This is a genomic window from Micromonospora sp. NPDC049230 (genome assembly GCF_040647875.1).
Taxonomy (GTDB): Bacteria; Actinomycetota; Actinomycetes; order Mycobacteriales; family Micromonosporaceae; genus Micromonospora.
Window position 1 is genome coordinate 104,001 of record NZ_JBEZCZ010000005.1, and the last position, 21,184, is coordinate 125,184.

At 72.7% G+C, this 21,184-nt stretch carries 17 protein-coding genes; 11 read left to right on the forward strand and 6 right to left on the reverse strand.

What is annotated here, in order from left to right; translation table 11 throughout:
* Positions 1-3 precede the first annotated feature (3 nt).
* From nth to AB0A95_RS06350, 4 genes are all read left to right on the forward strand, one after another.
* Positions 4-792 carry an endonuclease III gene (gene nth, locus AB0A95_RS06335; RefSeq protein WP_357554594.1) on the forward strand — a complete coding sequence of 263 codons (789 nt, stop codon included), beginning with the start codon at positions 4-6 and terminating at the stop codon, positions 790-792.
* A complete protein-coding gene (locus tag AB0A95_RS06340) occupies positions 789-1,436 on the forward strand; it encodes a TlpA disulfide reductase family protein (RefSeq protein ID WP_357554595.1) in 648 nt (215 codons plus the stop codon). The genes nth and AB0A95_RS06340 overlap by 4 nt, the downstream gene beginning before the upstream one ends.
* On the forward strand, positions 1,433-2,125 hold the full coding sequence (locus AB0A95_RS06345) for a CoA pyrophosphatase (protein WP_357554596.1): 693 nt from the start codon (positions 1,433-1,435) through the stop codon (positions 2,123-2,125). Before AB0A95_RS06340 ends, AB0A95_RS06345 begins: the two co-directional genes overlap by 4 nt.
* Before the next feature lie 63 nt (positions 2,126-2,188).
* Complete coding sequence (locus AB0A95_RS06350; RefSeq protein WP_357554597.1) at positions 2,189-3,367, forward strand: MarP family serine protease; 1,179 nt, start codon at positions 2,189-2,191, stop codon at positions 3,365-3,367.
* A gap of 13 nt (positions 3,368-3,380) precedes the next feature.
* Here the strand turns inward: AB0A95_RS06350 and AB0A95_RS06355 are convergent, their stop codons facing one another.
* The 4 genes from AB0A95_RS06355 to eccCa form a co-directional block, all read right to left on the reverse strand.
* Positions 3,381-4,085 carry a phosphatase PAP2 family protein gene (locus AB0A95_RS06355; protein WP_357554598.1) on the reverse strand — a complete coding sequence of 235 codons (705 nt, stop codon included), beginning with the start codon at positions 4,083-4,085 and terminating at the stop codon, positions 3,381-3,383.
* 37 nt (positions 4,086-4,122) lie between these two features.
* The gene (locus tag AB0A95_RS06360; RefSeq protein WP_357554599.1) at positions 4,123-4,914 is read right to left on the reverse strand and encodes a phosphatase PAP2 family protein; all 792 of its coding nucleotides are present in this window, start codon (positions 4,912-4,914) and stop codon (positions 4,123-4,125) included.
* A 41-nt stretch (positions 4,915-4,955) separates the two neighbouring features.
* The gene (gene mycP, locus AB0A95_RS06365; RefSeq protein WP_357554600.1) at positions 4,956-6,293 is read right to left on the reverse strand and encodes a type VII secretion-associated serine protease mycosin; all 1,338 of its coding nucleotides are present in this window, start codon (positions 6,291-6,293) and stop codon (positions 4,956-4,958) included.
* A gap of 74 nt (positions 6,294-6,367) precedes the next feature.
* A complete protein-coding gene (gene eccCa / locus AB0A95_RS06370; RefSeq protein ID WP_357554601.1) occupies positions 6,368-10,348 on the reverse strand; it encodes a type VII secretion protein EccCa in 3,981 nt (1,326 codons plus the stop codon).
* 101 nt (positions 10,349-10,449) lie between these two features.
* Between eccCa and eccD the strand changes: the two genes are divergently transcribed.
* Positions 10,450-11,853, forward strand: coding sequence for a type VII secretion integral membrane protein EccD (gene eccD / locus AB0A95_RS06375; RefSeq protein ID WP_357554602.1), 1,404 nt, complete (start codon positions 10,450-10,452; stop codon positions 11,851-11,853).
* A 31-nt stretch (positions 11,854-11,884) separates the two neighbouring features.
* Here the strand turns inward: eccD and AB0A95_RS06380 are convergent, their stop codons facing one another.
* Complete coding sequence (locus AB0A95_RS06380; RefSeq protein ID WP_109816465.1) at positions 11,885-12,391, reverse strand: inorganic diphosphatase; 507 nt, start codon at positions 12,389-12,391, stop codon at positions 11,885-11,887.
* A gap of 513 nt (positions 12,392-12,904) precedes the next feature.
* Here AB0A95_RS06380 and dacB point away from each other — a divergent pair.
* The 3 genes from dacB to tilS all read left to right on the forward strand — a co-directional run bounded on the left by dacB (position 12,905) and on the right by tilS (position 16,551).
* Positions 12,905-14,374 (forward strand): D-alanyl-D-alanine carboxypeptidase/D-alanyl-D-alanine-endopeptidase, encoded by a 1,470-nt coding sequence (gene dacB, locus AB0A95_RS06385; protein ID WP_357554741.1) that lies wholly within the window; start codon positions 12,905-12,907, stop codon positions 14,372-14,374.
* 103 nt (positions 14,375-14,477) lie between these two features.
* Positions 14,478-15,548 carry a zinc-dependent metalloprotease gene (locus AB0A95_RS06390; protein WP_357554603.1) on the forward strand — a complete coding sequence of 357 codons (1,071 nt, stop codon included), beginning with the start codon at positions 14,478-14,480 and terminating at the stop codon, positions 15,546-15,548.
* A 10-nt stretch (positions 15,549-15,558) separates the two neighbouring features.
* Positions 15,559-16,551 carry a tRNA lysidine(34) synthetase TilS gene (gene tilS, locus AB0A95_RS06395; protein ID WP_357554742.1) on the forward strand — a complete coding sequence of 331 codons (993 nt, stop codon included), beginning with the start codon at positions 15,559-15,561 and terminating at the stop codon, positions 16,549-16,551.
* A 205-nt stretch (positions 16,552-16,756) separates the two neighbouring features.
* Here tilS and AB0A95_RS06400 read toward each other — a convergent pair whose 3' ends face one another.
* Positions 16,757-17,719, reverse strand: coding sequence for a helix-turn-helix domain-containing protein (locus AB0A95_RS06400; protein WP_357554604.1), 963 nt, complete (start codon positions 17,717-17,719; stop codon positions 16,757-16,759).
* Between the two features lie 150 nt (positions 17,720-17,869).
* Here AB0A95_RS06400 and AB0A95_RS06405 point away from each other — a divergent pair, with 150 nt between their 5' ends.
* The 3 genes from AB0A95_RS06405 (at position 17,870) to ftsH (ending at position 21,176) form a co-directional block, all read left to right on the forward strand.
* A complete protein-coding gene (locus AB0A95_RS06405) occupies positions 17,870-18,007 on the forward strand; it encodes a hypothetical protein (protein WP_357554605.1) in 138 nt (45 codons plus the stop codon).
* A gap of 100 nt (positions 18,008-18,107) precedes the next feature.
* On the forward strand, positions 18,108-18,683 hold the full coding sequence (gene hpt / locus AB0A95_RS06410; protein WP_179781302.1) for a hypoxanthine phosphoribosyltransferase: 576 nt from the start codon (positions 18,108-18,110) through the stop codon (positions 18,681-18,683).
* 474 nt (positions 18,684-19,157) lie between these two features.
* The gene (gene ftsH, locus AB0A95_RS06415) at positions 19,158-21,176 is read left to right on the forward strand and encodes an ATP-dependent zinc metalloprotease FtsH (protein WP_357554606.1); all 2,019 of its coding nucleotides are present in this window, start codon (positions 19,158-19,160) and stop codon (positions 21,174-21,176) included.
* The last annotated feature ends 8 nt before the right edge of the window (positions 21,177-21,184 follow it).

Sequence of the window (21,184 nt, forward strand, 5' to 3'; positions counted from 1 at the left end):
GTCGTGACCAGTAGTCCCCCCGGTGCCAGCGAGACCGACCTCGGGCGCAAACGCCGCGCCCGCAAGATCGGCCGGGTGCTGGCCGAGACGCATCCCGACGCGCACTGCGAGCTGGACCACTCAAGTGCCCTGGAGCTGTCCGTCGCCACGATCCTCTCCGCGCAGTGCACGGACAAGAAGGTCAACGAGGTCACCCCGAAGCTCTTCGCCCGCTACCCCAGCGCCGCCGCGTACGCCGGCGCCGACCGCGGCGAGATGGAGGAGCTGATCCGGCCGACCGGCTTCTACCGGAACAAGACCGACTCGCTGATCAAGCTCGGCCAGGCGCTTCTCGACAGGTACGACGGCAACGTCCCGGGCCGGCTCGCCGACCTGGTGACGCTGCCCGGGATCGGCCGCAAGACCGCCAACGTGATCCTCGGCAACGCCTTCGACGTTCCCGGCATCACCGTCGACACGCACTTCCAGCGGCTGGTCCACAGGTGGCGGCTGACCGGCGAGACCGACCCGGTCAAGATCGAGCACGCGGTCGGCGCGCTGTACGACAAGCGCGACTGGACCATGCTGTCGCACCGGATCATCTTCCACGGGCGGCGGGTCTGCCACGCCCGTAAACCGGCCTGCGGCGCCTGCACGCTCGCGAAGCTCTGCCCCTCGTACGGCACCGGCCCGACCGAGCCGGCCGCCGCCGCGAAGCTGCTCAAGGGCCCTCGGGCGCGCGATTTGGCGGTGGCCGCCGGGGTCGATCCGGAGCTGGTGCCCGCCCAGGCGGTCGCCGCGGAGGTGCCGTGACCCGCCGCCACGGTGTGGGTGCGACGGGCCGGCGCCTCGCCCTGGTGATCCTGCCGCTGCTGCTGGCCGTCACCGGGTGCACCAGCGGCACTGCCGACGACGATCCGGCCCCCCGCCCGGCCGCCGCCGCCGAACGACCCTCGCCGTTCCAGGACTGCGCCACACTGAAAACCGCACCCATCGCCGCATCCCCCGGCACGGCGGCGCCCGTCGGTGGCGGGCAGGCGCTGCCGGAGCTGACGTTGTCCTGCTTCACCGGCGGTGCCCCCGTCGCCCTGCGGGACGTGGCCGGGCCGGCGGTCATCAACGTGTGGGCTTCCTGGTGCGGGCCGTGCCGCAAGGAGCTGCCCGCCTTCCAGCGGCTCAGCGAGCGGGCCGCCGGCCGACTCCAGGTGGTCGGGGTCAACACCCGGGACAGCCGGGCCGGCGCCCAGTCCATCGGCGAGGACTTCGGCGTACGCTTCCCGATCCTGGTCGACCAGGGCGACGCGGTGCAACGGGAGTTGCGGCGCAACGCCTTCCCGCTGACCCTGTTCGTCGACGCGCAGGGCCGGATCCGGCACGTGGACGCCACCGGCGCACTCGACGACGCCCAGCTCGCCAAGCTGGTCCGCAAGCACCTCGGTCTGGTGGTGCCGGCGTGACCCGTCGACCGCCCGAGTGGATCGAGCCCCTGTTGACCCGGCTCGGCACCGCCCGCGCCGAGGACTTCACCCGGCTGACCACCCCGGCCGAGGGCGGTCGGGAGAGCGCCGTGCTGGTGCTGCTCGGTGAGCAGCCAGGCGCCGGGCCCGACGTGCTGATCCTGCAACGTGCCGCGACCCTGCGTACCCACGCCGGCCAGCCGGCCTTTCCCGGGGGCGCGGCCGACCCGGAGGACGCCGACGTCCGCGCCACCGCCCTGCGGGAGGCGAACGAGGAGGTCGGCCTCGACCCGGCCAGCGTGACAGTGCTGGCCGAGCTGCCGAAACTGTGGATCCCGGTCAGCGACTTCGTGGTCACGCCGGTGCTGGCCTGGTGGCACGACCCGCACCCGGTGCACCCTCGGGAGCCGGCCGAGGTGGCGCACGTGGCCCGCCTGCCGGTGCGCGAGCTCGTCGACCCGGCCAACCGGCTGCGAGTCCGCCACCCGAGCGGCTGGATCGGCCCGGCGTTCTCGGCCCGCGGGATGCTCGTCTGGGGCTTCACCGCAGGGGTGCTGGCCACCCTCCTGGAGATGGGCGGCTGGGCCCGTCCGTGGCCGCACGGTCGGGTGGTGGAGCTGCCGCCCAGCGGTGCCACGCCGGCGCCGTCGGCGGGCACCGACGAGGCCGACGAGACAGCCCTGCGCTGACCGCAACCTCACTTTCCGCAAGCGATGGTCATCAGGCGGGCGCACTGCCCGTACGCTTGACCCGTGTCCGTCGTGGATCTGCTGCTGCTCCTGCTCATGCTTCTGTTCGCGATCAGCGGATACCGTCAGGGCTTCGCCATCGGCATCCTGTCGCTCGCCGGCTTCTTCCTGGGTCTCCTGCTGGGTCTCCAGCTCGGGCCGCTGTTCGCCAGGCAGTTCGTGGATCCGGTCGCCCGGGTGCTGATCTCGCTGGTGGCGATCTTCGGGTTGGCCGTGATCGGGCAGGCGCTGGCCGGCTGGCTCGGCTCACGCCTGCGTAAGACGATCACCAGTGAGGTGGGCAGGCGGGTCGACGACATCGGCGGTGCCGTCGTCTCACTGCTCGCGGTGCTCCTGTTCGCCTGGCTGATCGCCGTGCCGTTCGGCTCGTCCGCGGTGCCCTGGATCGCCGCGGCGGTGCGCAACAGTGCGTTGATCACGGTGGTCAACCGGGTCCTGCCCAACGAGGCCCACGACCTCACCACTGCGTTGCAGGACACTCTCGACACCGACGGGTTCCCGGACGTCTTCGGTGACCTCGCGCCCACGCGGGCCCGGCAGGTCGACCCGCCCGACCCGGCTCTGGCCGGCTCGCAGGTGGTGGTCAACGGTCAACGGTCGGTCGTCAAGGTGCTCGGCTCCGCGCCCAGCTGCTCACGCCGCATCGAGGGCTCCGGTTTCGTGTACGCCGACGACCGGGTGATGACCAACGCGCACGTCGTCGCCGGCACCCGCTCGGTCGCCGTGGAGCTGGGCGGCGAGCGGTACGACGGCAAGGTGGTGGTCTACGACCCGGACCGGGACCTGGCCGTGCTGCTCGTGCCCGGGCTGCCCGGCCCGTCCCTGCGGTTCGCCGCCGGCAACGCGGGCAGCGGCTCGGACGCCATAGTGCTCGGGTTTCCGCTCGACGGCCCCTACAACGCGCAGTCGGCGCGGGTGCGAGACGTCGACCGGATCACCGGACCGGACATCTACTCCGCCAAGGACGTGACCCGAGAGGTCTACACGATCCGGGCGTTGGTCCGCAGCGGCAACTCCGGGGGGCCGCTGCTGTCCGCCAACGGCCTGGTCCTCGGCGTCATCTTCGCGGCGGTGGCCGACGACCCGAACACCGGCTTCGCGGTGACCGCGGCCGAGGCCCGCCCGGTGGCGCTGGCCGGTGCCGAACGCAACCGGCAGGTCGGCACCGGCGAGTGCACCTGAACGCCGAACGGGGTCAGCCGGGAGCCGGAACGGTTCGTCGCCCGGTCGGCAGCTTCGCCCCTCCCCACCGCAGCCCGCGGTCCAGCACCGCACGGGCCATGATCGCGACGCAGGTGCCGCCGTTGAGGAAGGACGCCACCACGTCGCTCGGGTGATGCATCCCCCGGTACATCCGGGTCAGCGCCACACCCAGTGGCACCATCACCAGCAGCGTCCACCAGGCGACCTTCGCACCGGTGCTGCGCACCCGCAGCGCCATCAGCACGGCGATACCGACATAGAGCGCGACTGCCGCCGAGGTGTGCCCGGACGGGAAGCTCGACGTGGGCGGCGAGACATCCATGTGCTCCACCGCCGGCCGTCGCCTGTCGATCGCCAGCGTGGTCAGCAGGAACACCAGCGCCTGGGCGGTCACCGCCGCGCACAGGAACAGCGGCTCCCGCCAGCGGTTCAGCCAGAGCCGCAGCGCCAGCGCCACCAGGACGGTGACCACGACGATCATCTGGGTGCTGGCCAGTGTGCTGAACACCAGCGAGACGGAGTTCCAGCCGTCGGTGCGGTCGCCGGCGAGTTCCCGGTTCACCGCGTCTTCGACGGTGAACGGCCAGGTCCGCACGAACACCCGGGTGACCAGCACCCCGAGCAGCACCATGACGCCGAACAGGAGGGACACCGGCAGCAGCACCCGCCGGATGATCTGGACCACGGTGTCGGACATGCGTGCGCCAATACCCGGTGGACCTCGGCGGCACGCCTCAGACCGCTCCGGGGTGCCGCTCGACCTCGGGAGCAACGCCGTCGCGGGCCGGCTGGACCGGCCGAAGGCCGGTGTGCGCACGCCAACTGGTGAACGCGGCGGTGGTGGCCGCGACCACCGCCACACCGAGCAGCCAGGCGCCCAGCACGTCGCTGGTGAAGTGCACGCCGAGCGCCACCCTGCTCAACCCGGTCACGACGGTGAGCAGCAGCGCGGCCACCCAGAGGGCGGCCCGCCCCAATCCCCGGCCGGCGTACGGCAACAGCACCAGCAGCAGCACCCCGGCGGTCAGTGTGGCGTTCAGCGCGTGACCGGAGGGGAACGAGTAGCCGGCGGCCCGCGCCACCGGGTCCAACAGCTCCGGGCGGTCCCGGCCGACGAGCAGCTTCAGCAACGGGCCGAACAACCCACCCACCACCATTGTGGTTGTCACCCAGAGGGCCAGCCGGCGGGCTCCCCGGCGCAGCAACCAGATCACCAGGAGCAGGGTGACGGCCCGCAGCGGCATCGGCGCGAACACCTCGCTCCAGATCCGCATCAGCACGACCCAGGCCGGGTGCTCGAGCGCGTACCCGTGCAGCCCTGCGGTGACCGCCGTGTCCAGCCGGTGCAGCGGTGCCCAGGCGCCGAGCACCAGCAGCGCGAGCAGCGCGAAAGGCACAAGCACCAGGAAGGCCGCCGACGCGGCCAGGGTCAGCCGCAGCCCCAGCGGATGGTCCGGGTCGAGTCGGCGGTGCCGCCAGGACGGGTGCCGGGCGGTGCCGAGAGTACGTGGGCCGGGCGCGTTCATGCGAACCGTTCTACCCCACCGATCGGCCGGTCAGCCCTCGGTCAACGGGACCGCTGACGGAAACGGCGCACCAGCAGGGTGGCGCCGCCGGTCAGCGCGACGAGGAGCACGAGCCCGGTCCACAGTTGCTCCGGAGCCGACGTGTCCTGGCCACCTGCCGCCCGGGCCCTCCACCGGGTCTCCTGATGGGGAGCGGCGAGACCGAGCGGATCGCTGCCGGCGCCGGCCACCGAGTTGTCGGCCGAGCCGGGAGCCGCGCCGAAGCCGGTCACGCCCGGCGACGTCTGGTCGTCCAGCGGGTTGCCGGTCACCGGCGGCAACTGGGCGGTCAACGCGGCCACCGGGTCGACCATCCCGTACCCGAAGCGGTCGTCCCGACCGGTCGGGCCGAGATCCCGGGCGGTGGCCAGCAGGCGGTTGACCACCTCACCCGCGGGCATCTGCGGATAGCGGGACCGGACCAGCGCGGCGGTGGCCGCCACCAGCGGTGCGGCGAAGCTGGTGCCCTGCACCCGCCAGTACCCGCTCGGGGGTTTGGCGCCGACCAGCCCGGTGGCGGGAGCGCTGAGCACCGTCGGCGGGCCGGTGATCGAGCCGGACCACAGGTTCTCGCTGCTGCGCTCCAGGCCGGTGACCGCGATGACGCCCGGCTCACGGGCCGGATACCACACCTTGGTGCTGGTGGAGGTGGCCAGGTTGCCGGTGCACGCGATGACGACCACGTCCCGGACGAACGCGTAGTCCAGGGCCGCCGCCAGGGCCGGGCTGTCGCCACTGCCGCCCAACGACAGGTTGATCACGCGGGCGCCGTGGTCGACCGCCCAGCGAACCCCCTGGGCGACGATCAGCGCGTCGTCGTAGCGGTTGTCCTCATCGAGCACCCGGACCGGCAGGATCCGCGCGTCCGGCGCGAGGCCGACCACGCCCCGCTTGTCGTCCTTACGGCCGGCGATCAGGCCGGCGACAGTCGTGCCGTGCCCCACCGGATCCGGGCCCGGCCCCCCGTCGGGGCCGACCAGATCCTGACCGGGCAGGACCTGACCGACCAGGTCGGGATGACTGCCGTCCACCCCGGAGTCGACCACGGCGACCGTCACGCCCCGGCCGGTCGAGCTGCGCCAGGCGGTCTCGGCCTGCAACTCGTCGAGCTGCCACTGCTCGTCGCGGACCTGGTCGGTGCGGGCGACGGTGTCGCCCGGGGCGAACGCGAGCGGCGCTCCGGCGAGCTGCCCGCCACGGCTGGGCGCGGTGACGGGCACGGTCGCCGCGGTCGGCGCCACCACGACGAGCGCCGCGGCCACACCGAGCAACGCCCGGACGGTCGCCCGTCGGGCCGCCGACGGACCGCTGTGCCGCACCCCTGTCACATCCCCAGCCATTCATCCCGACGGAACCATGACGATCGGAGATTACCGGTTTCCCCACCCGTCACGGGAAGAACCGGCGACTCAGGTCATTGCGGCGGCAGTTGTGCGAGCTGAACAAGGCGTACGCCCTCCCGTCGGGTGACCAGCCGACCACGCCCCGGCGGCAGCGGCCCCGGCCGCACCGGGCCGACGAGTGCGCCCTCCTCCGGGCTGCCCGCCATCACCAGACCGGCGGTGGACAGTTCCCGCAGTCGCTGCACGATCGGCTCGTACTGGGCGCGGCCCGCACCACCGGACCGGCGCGCCAGCACCAGGTGCAGCCCGACGTCCCGCGCGTGCGGCAGGTGCTCCTCCAGCGCGCGCAACGGGTTCGCCGGCCCGGCCGCCACCAGGTCGTAGTCGTCCACCAGCACGAACAGCTCCGGCCCGGACCACCAGGATCGGTCCCGCAACTGCTGCGGGGTGACCTCCGGCCCCGGAGCCCGCCGCTCCAGATAACCGGCGGCCGACTCGACCAGGTCGGCGGTGTGCGCCGCGGCGGTGCCGTACCCGATCAGGTGCGGCGTCTCGATGGCACCGAGCAGGCTGCGCCGGTAGTCGACAAGGATCACCCGGGCCTGCTCGGGAGTGAACCGGGTGATGATCGACGTGGCCAGCGCCCGCAGGAAAGACGACTTGCCGCACTCCGAGTCCCCGAAGACCACGAAGTGTGGCTCGGTGGCGAAGTCGAGCACCACCGGACGCAGGTCCGCCTCCGCGATCCCGATCGGCAACCGCAGCCCGCTCGTCGCGGCGAGGTCCAGATCGGCGTACGGCAGCACCGGCGGGAGCAGCCGGACCCGGGGCGCCGGCGGACCGTCCCAACTGCCGGCGACCCGCTTGACCAGATCGGCGGTGTCCCCGATGCCGGTGAGTTGGGGCAGCGCGGTGAGGAAGTGCAGGCCCTCCGCCGTCACCCCCCGACCCGGGCGCTCCGGCACGTTGGCGGCGGCACGCCGCGCCACAAGCGAGTCGGACGGGTCACCGAGGCGCAGCTCCAACCGCGAGCCGAACAGGTCCCGGATCGCCGGACGGAAGTCCAGCCAGCGCAGCGCGGTGGCGACCACGTGCAGCCCGTACGACAGACCCCGGGTGGCCAGGTCGGTGACCAGCGGTTCCAGATCGTCGTACTCGCCGCGGACCGTACTCCAACCGTCGATCACCAGGAACACGTCACCGAAGGGATCGGCCCCGCGCTGACCTGTCGATCCCGCCGCGGCCCGGCGCTGCCGGTACACGGCCATCGACTCCACGCCCAGCTCCGCGAAGCGGCGTTCCCGATCGGCCAGCAGGGTGGTCATCTCGCCGACGGTCCGTCGTACGGCGGTCGGGTCGGCCCGACCCGTCACCCCGCCCACGTGTGGGAGGTCGCGCAGCGCGGCCAACCCGCCGCCACCGAAGTCGAGGCAGTAGACCTGCACCTCGGCCGGGGTGTGGGTGAGCGCCAACGCGCAGATCAGCGTGCGCAGGGACGTGGACTTGCCACTCTGCGGCGCGCCGACCACCGCGACGTGCCCGGCGGCGCCGTCCAACGCCAGCCAGAGCAGGTCCCGGCGCTGCTCCAACGGCTTGTCGACGACGGCGAGCGGCACGCCGAGCGCGCCGTGCAGCTCCGGGTTGCCCACTGTGAGCCCGCGCTTCGGGTCCACCTCGACCGGGCCGAGCAGCTCGTCCAGGGCCGGCGGCTGACCGAGCGGCGGGAGCCAGACCTGGTGCGCCGGCGGGCCCTGCCCGACGAGCCGGTCCACCAGCAGGTCGAGCAGTGTCTGCCGGTCCTCATCCTCCGCCACGACGGGCACGACCGGGGTCGCCGGCTCGGGCACCGGCACGACGTGGGTGGTGAAGGTGAGCAGCCGGGCGCCTCCCTCGGCGGTGACGCCGGCCGTCGCGGTCCGTCGGCGGACCGCACCGGAGACGTACGCGGCCTTGAACCGGGCCAGCGGGTCGGTGCCGGCGCGCAGGTAGCCGTGCCCCGGCGAGCGGGGCAGCTCGTGCGCGTCCGGCACCCCGAGCACGGTGCGCGACTCCAACGCGGAGAAGGTACGCAGACCGATCCGGTACGACAGGTGGGTGTCCAGCCCGCGTAGCCGTCCCTCCTCCAGGCGCTGGCTGGCGAGCAGCAGGTGCACGCCGAGCGACCGGCCCAGCCGGCCGATCTGCACGAACAGGTCGATGAAGTCGGGCTTGGCGGAGAGCAACTCGGAGAACTCGTCGCAGATCAGCAGCAGCGACGGCAGCGGAGCCAGTGGGCTGCCGGCCGCCCGGGCCCGTTCGTAGTCGCGCACGCTGGCGAAGTTGCCGGCGCGGCGCAGCAGCTCCTGGCGGCGGATGAGCTCCCCGTTGATCGCGTCGACCATCCGGTCGACAAGGGGTAACGCGTCGGCCAGGTTCGTGATCACGGCCGCGGTGTGCGGCAGCCGGTCGAACGAGGCGAAGGTGGCACCACCCTTGAAGTCGACGAGCACGAAGTTGAGCTGTTCCGAGCTGTGCGTGGCCGCCAGCCCCAGCACCAGCGTGCGCAGCAACTCGGACTTGCCGGAGCCGGTCGCCCCGATCAGCAGGCCGTGCGGGCCCATCCCGTCCTGGGCGGACTCCTTGAGGTCCAGCTCGATGGCGCCGCCGTCCGCGCCCACCCCGATCGGCACCCGCAGCCGGTCCCGTGCCGAGCGCGGCAACCAGCCCTGCTCGGCGGTGAAGCTCTCCGGGTCACCGATCCCGAGCAGTTCGGGAAGACCCAGGTCGGCCTGGAGCGGGGCGTCCGGTCCGCGTGCCGCGCCGGCGAGCCGCAGCGGCGCCAACCGTCTGGCGATCGCCTCGGCGTCGGCGAGGTCGAGCTGGTCGGCGGTGCCCACCTCGGCGTGCCCGTCGGACGACCACGAGTGCAGCCGTCGGCCGTGTAACTCCAGCAGCAGCGCGTACCTGTCGAGCAGCCGGGGCGGCGGGGTGTCCAGGTCCAGCACGGTGACCGCGTCGATGCCGCCGTCACCGGTCAGGTCACTGGCGCCGGTCAGGTCGCCGCCGTCGAGGACCACCACCACGTGCGGGCCGTCGGTGGCCGGACCGGCCGGGCTGAACCGCGACCGACTTGCCAGCACGTCGGCCAGCAGCCGTTCCAACTCGGCGGCGGAGCTGGTGACCAGGCGTACCGGGCCGAGCGCGTCGGTGCGGCTCGGATGGTGCGCGTGCGGAAACCACTTCACCCACTCCCAGCAGGCCCGGCGTTCGGGCCCGGCGCACACCGCGACGAGCAGCTCGTCGGGGGCGTGGAAGACCGCGAGCTGGGTCAGCACGGCCCGGACCAGCGACTGCGCCGCCGGGTCGCCGGTGGGTGGCCCACCGGTGGTCGGGGTGCCGCCCCCGCTCCGACCGGCGGACCGCACGTGCACCCGGGCGAAGCTGCGCAACGACAGGGCCACCGGCAGGTCCGGCACGACGGAGTACGCGTCCAGAAAGCGGCGCAGCGCGCCGGCGGTCATCGGCTCCAACTCCTCCAATGGCCGGGTGGCAGGTGGGACGAGCGGGGTGGCCAGGGTCTGCGGCCCGACGGCGACCCGCACCACCGCGAAGTCCGGATCGGCGGGCCTCCGCTCCCAGACCCGGTGACTGTCCACCGTCGACCAGAGCCCGCCCGGGTCCGGGTGCCGGTAGAAGAGCCCCGCCCGCTGCTGTCCCGCCGTTCGGCGGACCCGCCGCCGCAGCGTGGCCAGGTGGCGCAGGTACTCCCTGCGGGCGGCCATCATCTCGGACTTCTTCGGCGTGCCGGAGGCGCTGCCCCAGGAGGTCACCAGCATCGCCAGCGAGGAGAGCCCGAACATGCCACCCACCACGTACGAGTAGGTGCCGCCACCCCGGCCGAACATCATCGCCATCGCCACAGTGCCCCCGAGCATCGGCAGCACCATGAGCATCTGCTGCCACCGCCCGCCGGCCACCACGGGGATCTCTGGCGGCGCCTCGACCGGCAGTTCGCCGGCGGGGATCTCCGGCGCCGGTCGACGCGGCGGGCGCTTGATGACGACGGTGGACAACCGGCCTCCTGACAGCGCTGGGTAACCCGAACCGGACTCATGGTAGGTAAAGTCCTGTCGTCCGCGCAGCCTCCGATCCCCCTCGATATGGAGACCAGTCGATGACTACCGGGCTGGCCCGCGTCACCATCAGCGCGCCGCAACGACGGGTGGACGTCGCCCTGCCGGAGCAGGTGCCCCTGGCCGAGTTGCTGCCCGACGTGCTCCGACACGCCGGCGTCGGGCTCGCCGACGACGGCGAACAGCACGGCGGTTGGGTCCTGCGCCGCACCGACGGCGCGCTGCTGACGACAGCACAGGCGCTACTGCCCCAGGGCGTCCGCGACGGTGAGGTGCTGCACCTCGTGCCGGCCCGCGCGCACTGGCCAGAGCTGGAGTACGACGACGTGGTCGAGGCGATCGCCGACGGTGCCCGCCGCCGCGGCGGCGCCTGGTCGCCCACCGCGACCCGGGCCGCCGGTCTGGCCGGTGCCGCCGTACCGCTCTCCGTCGGGCTGCTCGCCCTGCTCGTCGGCGGTCCCGCGCACCGGGCCGGCTGGCTGGCGGCCGCCGTGGTGGCGCTGCTGCTCACCGTCGCCGGCACGGTGGCCTCCCGTGCCAACGGCGACGGCACCGCAGGGGCGACGCTCGGTGGCTACGCGCTGCCGTACGCGTTCACGGCCGGCGCCCTCGCGGTCGGCTCGGGCGACCCGGTCGGGCCCTTCGGACCGGCCCGCTGGGTGGGCGCACCCGAACTGCTGGCCGGTTCGGTGGCGCTGCTGCTGGTGGCGCTGATCGGCCTGCTCGGGGTGGCCAGCCGACTGCGGGTCTTCGTAGCCGGCGTCACGGTCGGCCTGCTCGGCACCGGGGCGGCGCTCGGGGGGCTGCTGCTGACCCCGGCCGGCACGGCGGCGGTGCTGCTCAGCGCACTGGTCTTCGCCATCGGCGTGATACCGCTGCTGGCCATCCGGCTGGGCAAGCTGCCCCTGCCGCCGATCACCCTGCCGACGTCGACCCCCACGGAAGGGCCGGAGCGGGCCCGGGACCTGCCGGACCGGAGCCGGGTACACGCCGCGGTGATCCGCACCGAGGAGGTGCTCACCGGGATGTTGATCGGGCACGCGCTGCTGGCGGTGGCCGCGGCTGTCGTACTCGGTGTCACCGGCGCGACGGCCGGCCGGGTGCTGCTGGCGGTCACCTCGGCCGTGCTGCTGCTGCGGTCGCGGTTGTTCGTGGCACTGCGGCACCGGGTGCCGACGGTGCTCGCCGGGCTGGCCGGCTACGCCGTGCTTGGCGCGGCGCTTGTCGACGGGGCCGACGACGCCGGGCGACTGGCGCTGGTCCTGGGCGGTGCGGTGCTGGCCCTGGTGGCCGCCGCCGGCGGCACCGGCTATGCCCGCCGGCCGGTCTCGCCGTACCTCGGGAGGGTCGCGGATCTCACCGACACGGCCCTGGTGGTCGCCGTGGTGCCGATCGCGTGCGCGGTGCTCGACCTGTACGACAGGGCCCGGGGGCTGCTCGGTTGAGCGGCCCCCGGGCCCGGTGCGTCAGCGGTCGTCAGTGGGCGGACTCGCCGCGCGCCTCGGCGTCGCGGGCCCGCTGGTAGGAGGCGTGGATCTCGGCCTCGGCCTCGGTGCGGCCGACCCAGGTCGCGCCCTCCACCGACTTGCCGGGCTCCAGGTCCTTGTACACCTCGAAGAAGTGCTGGATCTCCAGCCGGTCGAACTCGCCGAGGTGGTGGATGTCGCGCAGGTGCTCCTGGCGAGGGTCCTCGTAGGGCACGCAGAGGACCTTGTCGTCCCCGCCCTTCTCGTCGGTCATCCGGAACATGCCGATGGTGCGGCAGCGGATCAGGCAGCCCGGGAAGGTCGGCTCGGGGACGAGCACCAGCGCGTCCAGCGGATCGCCGTCCTCGCCCAGAGTGCCCTCGATGAACCCGTAGTCGGCCGGGTATTGAGTGGAGGTGAAGAGGGTGCGGTCCAGCCGGATCCGGCCGGTCTTGTGGTCCACCTCGTACTTGTTCCGGTGACCCTTGGGGATCTCAACCGTCACGTCGAAATCCATCTGCACGCTCCCTCGTCTGCCCACGCTGGCTAACGGAACCACTGGCGGCCCCTCCGGACAGGTGAATGCCCACCCGCCGACTCCGGCCGCCGCATAGTCTTCGGACCGAAGTAGTGTCACCCAAGCCGATTTTCGCTGGGGGAGGAGGGGGTCGTGGGGAGGGAAGATTCACACTACCGCCCGGACGGGGGCTCCGCGCACGGTACCGGACGATCCGGATCCGGTGGCGCCACGGGGAGGGTCCCGGTGCCGGAGGCCCACCTTCCACGGACTCCCGAGCCAGCGCCCCCGACCCCCGAGCCAACCCCACCGCTGCCCTGGCGCCCGCCGGCCGGCTCGGCCCAGCCCACCCCGAACAACGGCCGCTTCCCGGTGGTCGGCGGCGACCGGCCGACGAGCGGCCCGTCGCGCGGCAGCGCCTCCGTCCCGGTGAGCCCGGCTCCGCCCGGCGCGTGGCCTGGCCCGACCGCCGGTGGCGCCGATGTCCCACCGCTGGGCCCGCCGATCTCCGCGTTGCCCTCGCCCGCTGATGCCGCGCCGGCACCCACGCCGGTCGCCCCGGCTCGTCGGCGGCGGCTGCCGGTGGTGTTGGCCGTCGTGCTGCTGCTGGTGCTCGCCGGCGTCGGCGTCGTCGTCGTCCGACCTGGTCCGGTCGCCGGATGGCTGGGCGACGACGCCGGGTCCGCGCCGAACGCGGCTGGCGTGACCCCGGAGCCGGACCCGGCGGACGTGCTTCCCGGCCCGGACCCGAACGCCGCGCTGCCCACCCCGGACGGGGTTCGTGCCGCGCTCGACCCGCTGGTCGGGGTCGCTGCCCTGGGCCCTCGGGTGAACGTCTCGGTGGCCGACGTCATCTCCGGCCAGACGCTGTTCGGCAAGGGGGCGGACGACGGCACAGTGCCCGCCTCGGTGACCAAACTGGCGACGGCGGTGACGGCGCTGGCCGCCCGAGGACCGGGCTACCGGATCCCCACCCGCGCGGTGGCCGGCGCGAAGGCCGGCGAGGTGGTGATCATCGGTGGCGGCGATCCCACCCTCGCGATCAACAAGAAGGGTTACTACCCGGGAGCGGCGCGGCTCGACGATCTGGCCACCCAGGTGCGTACGGCGCTCGGCGGCACCGCCCCGACCGGTGTCACTGTCGACGGTTCGGTCTACTCCGGTCCGGTCTACGGCCCGGGCTGGGACGACGACATCCCCACCGGTGGGTCCGGCGGCGCGGTGACGGCGTTGATGACAGACGGCGCTCGCCGGGACCCGGGCGTCGCACACGGCGCCGCGGAGCGGTTCGCCGAGCCGGACCTGGCCGCCGGTAAGGCGTTCGCCCGGCTGCTCGGTGTGCCTTCCGACGCCGTGAAGCGTGGCACGGCCCCGGCACCCGCCGCGGCCGGTGGCACCCCGGCGGCGGGCACCGAGCTGGGGGTGGTGCTGTCTCCGCCGATGATCCGGCTGGTCGACATCATGATCAGCGAGAGTGACAACCTGGTGGCCGAGGCGTTGGCCCGGCAGGTCGCGTTGGCCCGCAACCAGCCGGCCTCGTTCGACGGCGGCGCTGCCGCGATGGACGCGGAGGTGGCCGAACTGGGCCTGCCCGCCGACGAGATCACCCTCTCCGACGGCAGCGGTTTGTCCCGCAACAACCGGATCAGCCCGTCGGTGCTGACCGACCTGATCCGACTGGCGGCGAGCCCGGACCATCCGGAGTTGGCAGGTGTCTTCGGCGGTCTGCCGGTGGGCGGCTGGTCCGGGACTCTGGAGGAGCGCTACCGCAACACCGCCGGCACCGCGCCCGGAGCGGGGAGCGTCCGGGCGAAGACCGGCACACTGACCGCCGTGCACTCCATCGCGGGCCTGGTCACCACCGCCGATGGTCGGCTACTCACCTTCGCGGTGCTCACCGACAAGGTGCCGGGCGGGAAGGAAACCGCCCAACCGGCGCTGGACCGGATCGCCGCCGCACTGGCGAACTGCGGCTGCCGCTGACCGGCACCGCCCGGGGTCTCCGGCCCCCCGTCGCGGCCGGCGGCGCTGTCGATCGGGGGCGCGAGCCCGGGCCGGGGTGTCGCGGCGCGGGTACGGTGGGTCCATGGCGCAGTTCGTGGACTGGGATCTGGCCGCCGCCACCGCGGGGGCGTTGAGCAAGTCGGGCCCCCGGGTGTCGTATGCCGAGGCTACCGACGTGGTCGGCGACCTGCGCCGGCTGACCGAGGAGGCGGCCGGGCACGTGGCCGACTACACGGGGCTGCGGGCGCAGGTGGCGCATCCGCCGGTCCGGGTGGTCGACAGGCGTGACTGGGCCGCGACGAACATCGCCGGTCTTCGCGAGGTGATCACTCCGCTGGTGAGCCGGTTGTCCGGCGACAAGCAGCCGGGCGCGTTGACCGAGGCGGTCGGGTCCCGGCTGACCGGGGTGCAGGCCGGCACGGTGCTGGCCTACCTCTCCGGCCGGGTGCTCGGGCAGTACGAGGTCTTCTCGGCCGACCCGGGTCAACTGCTGCTGGTCGCCCCGAACATCGTCGAGGTGGAGCGCAAGCTCGGCGCCGATCCACGGGACTTCCGGCTCTGGGTGTGCCTGCACGAGGTCACCCACCGGACCCAGTTCACCGCCGTCCCGTGGATGCGGGGCTATTTCCTGGGCGAGGTGCAGGCGTTCGTCGACGCCTCGTCCAGCGGGAGCGAGCACCTGGTCGAGCGGCTGCGGCGCGGGGTGGCCACGCTGTCCGAGGCGGTCCGTGATCCGGAAAGCCGCACCAGCGTGCTGGACATCGTGCAGACCCCGGCGCAGCGGGCCGTGCTGGACCGGCTCACCGCGTTGATGACCCTGCTGGAGGGGCACGCCGAGTTCGTCATGGACGGTGTCGGCCCGCAGGTGATCCCGAGCGTGGGGCAGATCCGGGCGTCGTTCAACCGACGCCGGGAGGCGGGCAACCCGCTGGAGAAGGCCATCCGCCGCCTGCTCGGGGTGGACGTCAAGATGCGCCAGTACGCCGAGGGACGCAAGTTCGTGCACGGCGTGGTGGAGCGGGTCGGCATGGACGGGTTCAACTCGATCTTCAACTCGCCGCTCACGCTGCCCCGGCTGTCCGAGTTGGGTGACCCGGATGCCTGGGTGGCCCGGGTGCACGGCCCGGCCGGCACCGTTCCGGCTGCTGGCTGATTTCCCAGCGGTGGCCGCGCTCGCCCCACCGGTGGCCGCGATCCGGGTGGCGGTCCGCCGCGCCCTGACCGGTCTGCCGTCCGGTGGGCCGGTGCTTGTCGCCTGCTCCGGCGGAGCCGACTCGCTCGCCCTGGCGGCGGCCACCGCGTTCGTGGCGCCTCGGCTGGGCCGCGCCGCACTGCTCGTCACTGTCGACCACGACCTGCAAGCCGGCTCCGCGAAGCGTGCCGAGGCGGTGGCAGCCTGGGCCGCCGATGTCGGTTTCGCGTCGACGACGGTGGTGCGGGTGAAGGTGGCCGGGCGTCCGGGCGGGCCGGAGGCGGCGGCCCGGGAGGCTCGTTACGAGGCACTGACCGAGGTGGCCCGGCAGCAGAACGCCGTCGGGGTGCTCACCGGGCACACCCGCGACGACCAGGCGGAGACGGTGCTGCTGGCGCTCGCCCGGGGCGCCGGCCCACGAGGGCTGGCCGGAATGCCCGCCCGGCGGGACCTGGGCGGGGTGCCGCTGCTGCGCCCGTTGCTGGAGATCGGTCGGGAACAGACCCGCGCCGCGTGTGCCGTGCTCGGGCTGAGCCCGTGGCAGGACCCGCACAACACCGACCCGTCGTACGCCCGCTCCCGGGTGCGGGCCGACCTGCTGCCGGCGCTGGTGCGGGCGCTCGGGCCCGGCGTGGTGGCCAACCTCGCGCGTACCGCCGGGTTGGTGGCGGCCGACAACGCCGCGCTCGACGAGGTGGCGGCGGCGGCGCTGGCTGCGGCACGGCGCCCCGACGGAGGGCTCTCGGTGGCCGCGCTGGCCGGGCTGGCCCCCGCGGTGCGTGGCCGGGTGCTGCACTCCTGGGCGCGTGAGCTGGGCGCCTCGCCGGGAGCGCTGTCGCACCGGCACGTCGACGCCCTGGACGCGCTGGTCACCGCCTGGCATGGTCAGGGCCCCACCGACCTTCCCGGGGGTGTCCGGGTGCTCCGCCGCGCCGACCGACTGTCGCCGCTGATCCCCGGCTGATCCCCGGCTGATCCGCCACCGGTCGACGCCTCGATCGAACACAACCCGTCCCACCGGCCTGCGGGCCCTTTGCTCTGCACCCGCCCACGCGCCAGTTACGGACCGTGCGCGGTGCGCGGGCGGGTGCAGAGCAAAGGCGGCGTGGGTGGTGCATGGGTCGGCCGCCGGCCCGGGTCATCCGGCGGTACGGCCGGTGCCGAGGGCCTCAGCCGCTGTGCTCCCGGTCCCGGAACGTGGTCCGGTAGCTGTGTGGGGTGGCGCCAACGCGGCGGGTGAAGTGGTGGCGTAGCGCCGCGGCGTCGCCGAAGCCGGACTGGTCGGCGACGGCCTCCACGCTCAACGGCGTCTCTTCGAGCAGCCGCCGGGCGAGCAGCACCCGTTGGTTGGTGAGCCAGTCGTGTGGGGTGGTGCCGGTCTCGGCGCGGAACCGGCGGGCGAACGTGCGTGGTGCCATGCCGGCGCGGGCGGCCAACTCCTCCACGGTGGTCGTCCGGTCCAGGTGCCCCATCAGCCACTCCAGCACCGGCTCCAGGGTGGGTGCCTCGGGCGCCTTCGGGATGGGCGCCTCGACGTACTGGGACTGGCCGCCGTCGCGGTGCGGCGGGACCACCATCCGCCGGGCCAGCCGGGTCGCGGTGGCCGAGCCGTGCTCCTGGCGGATCAGGTGCAGGCAGGCGTCGATGCCGGCGGCCGTGCCGGCGCTGGTGAGCAGCCGGCCGTCCTGGACGTAGAGCGAGTTGCAGCGCACCCGGGCGCGTGGGTGCCGGCGTTGCAGCTCGTCCACGTACCGCCAGTGGGTCGTGCACTCCCGGTCGTCGAGCAGCCCGGCCTCGCCGAGCAGGAAGGCCCCGGAGCAGACGCTGAACAGGTGCGCGCCGCGGGCGTCGGCCCGCCGTAGCGCGTCGAGCACCGGGCTGGGGACGCTGGTGCCCTGGCTGTGCGCGGGGACGGCCACCAGGTCGGCCTCGTCGACCGGGCCGAGGTCGGCGTGCGGGGTGAGGTGGAAGCCGGACGAGGTACGCACCGGAGCGCCGTCCGGGCTGCACACCTGGAAGCGGTAGCCGGGAAAACCGTCGGCGGTCCGGTCGGTGCCGAACACCTCGGCGAGCACGCCGAGCTCGAAGGGGGCGACCTGGTCGAGGGCGAGAACGGCAACGGACCGGAGCATGTGACGAGGGTAACCCCAGTGGTGGCAGTAAATCGATGCTCAATGGCATCGCTGCCACTGTCCGATCGGGGCCAGTGGTCGGAGACTGGTGTCAGTCCGGTGCGCACCGGCGGCGAAACCGACAGCAATCATGCGAAAGCGAGCGCCGCCATGGAGTTCTTGTTCTTCCTCCTGTTCCTTGTCCTGCTCGTCGCCGCCTCGGCGGCCGGCCTCACCGCCGACAGTCACGACTCGGCCGACTGGAAGCCCAGCGACGGCGGTCGCCGCTGGCGGTCACGCACCAACTGATGCGATTAGCATTATTTGCCCAAAAAATCCCGGGCGGGACCGCGCCAAAAGGTGCGGCCCCGCCGACGGAGGCCATCCGACGTACGGCAGGCTAGGAGTCATGGCTGACGGCTCCTGGTACGACGCCGACATCGACCACGTAATCATCTCGGAGGCGCAGATCCGCGAGAAGACGGCGGAGCTGGCCAAGCAGGTCTCCGCCGACTACTCCCACGTGACTGACGGCCTGCTGCTGGTGTGCGTACTCAAGGGCGCGGTGATGTTCATGGCGGACTTCGCCCGGGCGCTGGGCCGCAACGGCCCCCCGGCCGAGCTCGACTTCATGGCCATCTCCTCGTACGGACAGGGCACCACCTCGTCCGGGGTGGTCCGCATCCTCAAGGACCTGGACCGGGACATCGCCGGTCGACACGTGGTGGTCGTCGAGGACATCGTCGACTCCGGGCTCACGCTCTCCTGGCTGCTGCGCTACCTGGAGTCCCGCTCCGCGGCGAGCGTCGAGGTCGTCGCGCTGTTCCGCAAGCCCGACGCGGTCAAGGTGCCGGTCCCGGTCAAGTATGTCGGCTTCGACATCCCCACCGAATTCGTCGTCGGCTACGGCCTGGACTTCGGTGAGCGCTACCGGGAGCTGCCCTACGTCGGGGTGCTCAAGCCCGAGGTCTACGCCCGCTCCTGACGTCCGCGCGACCAACCCGGGCGGCCCCCGGGGGGCGTGAGGTCGACTCGCATCGGCATCCATCAAGCCGACGTTCAGCGCGCTCTCAGCTCTTGCGACTACCGTGGACCCGGTGGCCCGGAGGTTACTCCGCGCCGACCCCTCTCGGCCCGCTTGACCGGGCCGTCAGGTGGCCGGGTCGGACTCCCCGCCACGCCGGTTCCAGCCGGACCCGCCGTACGCGGGTCGCGGGGCTGGTGGGCCTGCCCACGGTGCGTGCCATCGATATCAAAGGTGCGCCGAGTGCGGGGCTCGCGAGCTCGCTCCTCGCGTACACGGTGTACCGTCGAATGACCGAGGCGCGGCAGTTTTCGCGCCTCGGGGGTCGAGGCCGCCCCGCATGGCAGCTCCGGCCGCCGCTCACCGCGGCGACACCAATCAGATGGTCAGGACGTCGATCAGGAGGATGCGGGCGCTCCGGCGCTCGACAACAGTATGGAACGTACGCGTTTCTTCCGCCGACCGGTGGTCTGGATCATCCTGGTCATCCTCGGCGCAGTTGTGCTCAGTCAGCTGTTCACCGCTGGTCCCAGCTACCACCGCGTGGACACTTCCGTTGCGCTCGATCAGCTCCACACCGCCAAGATCAACAAGGTGGTCTTCCAGGACAAGGAGCAGACGCTCCAACTGGACCTGGCCCAGAAGACCAAGTTCGGCAAGACCGAGACCAACAAGATCGAGGCTCAATTCCCGTACCAGGTCGGCGACGAGGTCTGGAACGAGGTGCTGGACGCCAAGGCGGCCAACCGCGTCACCGGGCCGGCCGACACCAAGGTCTCCTCGGACAGCATCTGGGTGAGCCTGCTGGTCAACCTGCTGCCGATCGCGTTGCTCGTCCTCCTGCTGCTGTTCTTCATGTCGCAGATGCAGGGCGGCGGCTCCCGGGTGCTCAACTTCGGCAAGTCCAAGGCGAAGATGATCACCAAGGACACTCCGAAGACGACCTTCGCGGACGTCGCGGGTGCCGAGGAGGCCGTCGAGGAGCTGTACGAGATCAAGGACTTCCTCCAGAACCCGGCCAAGTACCAGGCCCTCGGCGCCAAGATCCCGAAGGGTGTGCTGCTGTTCGGCCCGCCCGGCACCGGCAAGACGCTGCTGGCCCGCGCGGTAGCCGGCGAGGCCGGGGTGCCTTTCTACTCCATCTCCGGCTCCGACTTCGTGGAGATGTTCGTGGGCGTCGGCGCCAGCCGGGTCCGTGACCTGTTCGAGCAGGCCAAGACCAACGCCCCGGCGATCGTCTTCGTCGACGAGATCGACGCCGTCGGCCGGCACCGTGGCGCCGGCATGGGTGGCGGTCACGACGAGCGGGAGCAGACGCTCAACCAACTGCTCGTCGAGATGGACGGCTTCGACACCAAGGGCGGGGTCATCCTGATCGCGGCCACCAACCGGCCGGACATCCTCGACCCGGCGCTGCTGCGCCCGGGCCGGTTCGACCGGCAGATCCCGGTGGACGCCCCCGACATGGAGGGCCGCAAGGCCATCCTGCGGGTGCACGCCAAGGGCAAGCCGTTCACGCCCGACGTCGACCTCGACGCGGTGGCCCGTCGCACGCCGGGCTTCAGCGGCGCCGACCTGGCCAACGTGATCAACGAGTCGGCCCTGCTCACCGCTCGCAAGGAGCAGCGCGCGATCTCCAACGACTCGTTGGAAGAGTCGATCGACCGGGTGGTCGCCGGTCCGCAGCGACGGACCCGCGTCATGAGCGACAACGAAAAGAAGATCACCGCGTACCACGAGGGTGGCCACGCGCTCGTCGCCTGGGCGCTGCCGCACGCCGCGCCGGTGCACAAGGTGACGATCCTGTCCCGTGGTCGCTCGCTGGGCCACACCCTGGTGCTTCCGACCGAAGACAAGTACACCCAGACCCGCGCCGAGATGATCGACACCCTGGCGTACGCGCTGGGCGGTCGCGCCGCCGAGGAGTTGGTCTTCCACGAGCCCACCACCGGTGCCGGCAACGACATCGAGAAGGCCACCCAACTGGCCCGCGCGATGATCACCCAGTACGGCATGAGTTCCAAGCTCGGCGCGATCAAGTACGGCACCAGCGGGGACGAGCCGTTCCTCGGCCGCAACATGGGCCACGAGCGGGACTACTCGGACTCGGTGGCCGCCGAGATCGACGGCGAGATGCGGGCACTCGTCGAGCTGGCGCACGACGAGGCCTGGGAGATCCTGGTGGAATACCGGGACGTCCTGGACAACATCGTGCTCGAGCTGATGGAGAAGGAAACCCTCTCCACCGCCGACATGGCGCGAATCTGCTCCCGGGTGGTCAAGCGCCCGCCGCTGGCACCCTACAACGGCTTCGGTAAGCGCCAGCCCTCCACCGAGCCGCCAGTGCTCACCCCCGGGGAGAAGGACAAGCTCAAGGCGCAGGCCCAGGCCGACGGCGCGCAGGCGTCGGTCGGTGGCGTGGCGCCGTCCAACAACTCGGACGGCACGCACTGAGCAACGAC

What these genes read in the sequence shown, in the direction of transcription:
- AB0A95_RS06355 (WP_357554598.1), bottom strand. Translation starts at nt 4,085, where the DNA reads ATGTCCGACACCGTGGTCCAGATCATCCGGCGGGTGCTGCTGCCGGTG.
- AB0A95_RS06360 (WP_357554599.1), bottom strand. Translation starts at nt 4,914, where the DNA reads ATGAACGCGCCCGGCCCACGTACTCTCGGCACCGCCCGGCACCCGTCC.
- mycP (WP_357554600.1), bottom strand. Translation starts at nt 6,293, where the DNA reads ATGGCTGGGGATGTGACAGGGGTGCGGCACAGCGGTCCGTCGGCGGCC.
- eccD (WP_357554602.1), top strand. Translation starts at nt 10,450, where the DNA reads ATGACTACCGGGCTGGCCCGCGTCACCATCAGCGCGCCGCAACGACGG.
- AB0A95_RS06380 (WP_109816465.1), bottom strand. Translation starts at nt 12,391, where the DNA reads ATGGATTTCGACGTGACGGTTGAGATCCCCAAGGGTCACCGGAACAAG.
- AB0A95_RS06390 (WP_357554603.1), top strand. Translation starts at nt 14,478, where the DNA reads ATGGCGCAGTTCGTGGACTGGGATCTGGCCGCCGCCACCGCGGGGGCG.
- AB0A95_RS06400 (WP_357554604.1), bottom strand. Translation starts at nt 17,719, where the DNA reads ATGCTCCGGTCCGTTGCCGTTCTCGCCCTCGACCAGGTCGCCCCCTTC.
- AB0A95_RS06405 (WP_357554605.1), top strand. Translation starts at nt 17,870, where the DNA reads ATGGAGTTCTTGTTCTTCCTCCTGTTCCTTGTCCTGCTCGTCGCCGCC.
- hpt (WP_179781302.1), top strand. Translation starts at nt 18,108, where the DNA reads ATGGCTGACGGCTCCTGGTACGACGCCGACATCGACCACGTAATCATC.
- ftsH (WP_357554606.1), top strand. Translation starts at nt 19,158, where the DNA reads ATGGAACGTACGCGTTTCTTCCGCCGACCGGTGGTCTGGATCATCCTG.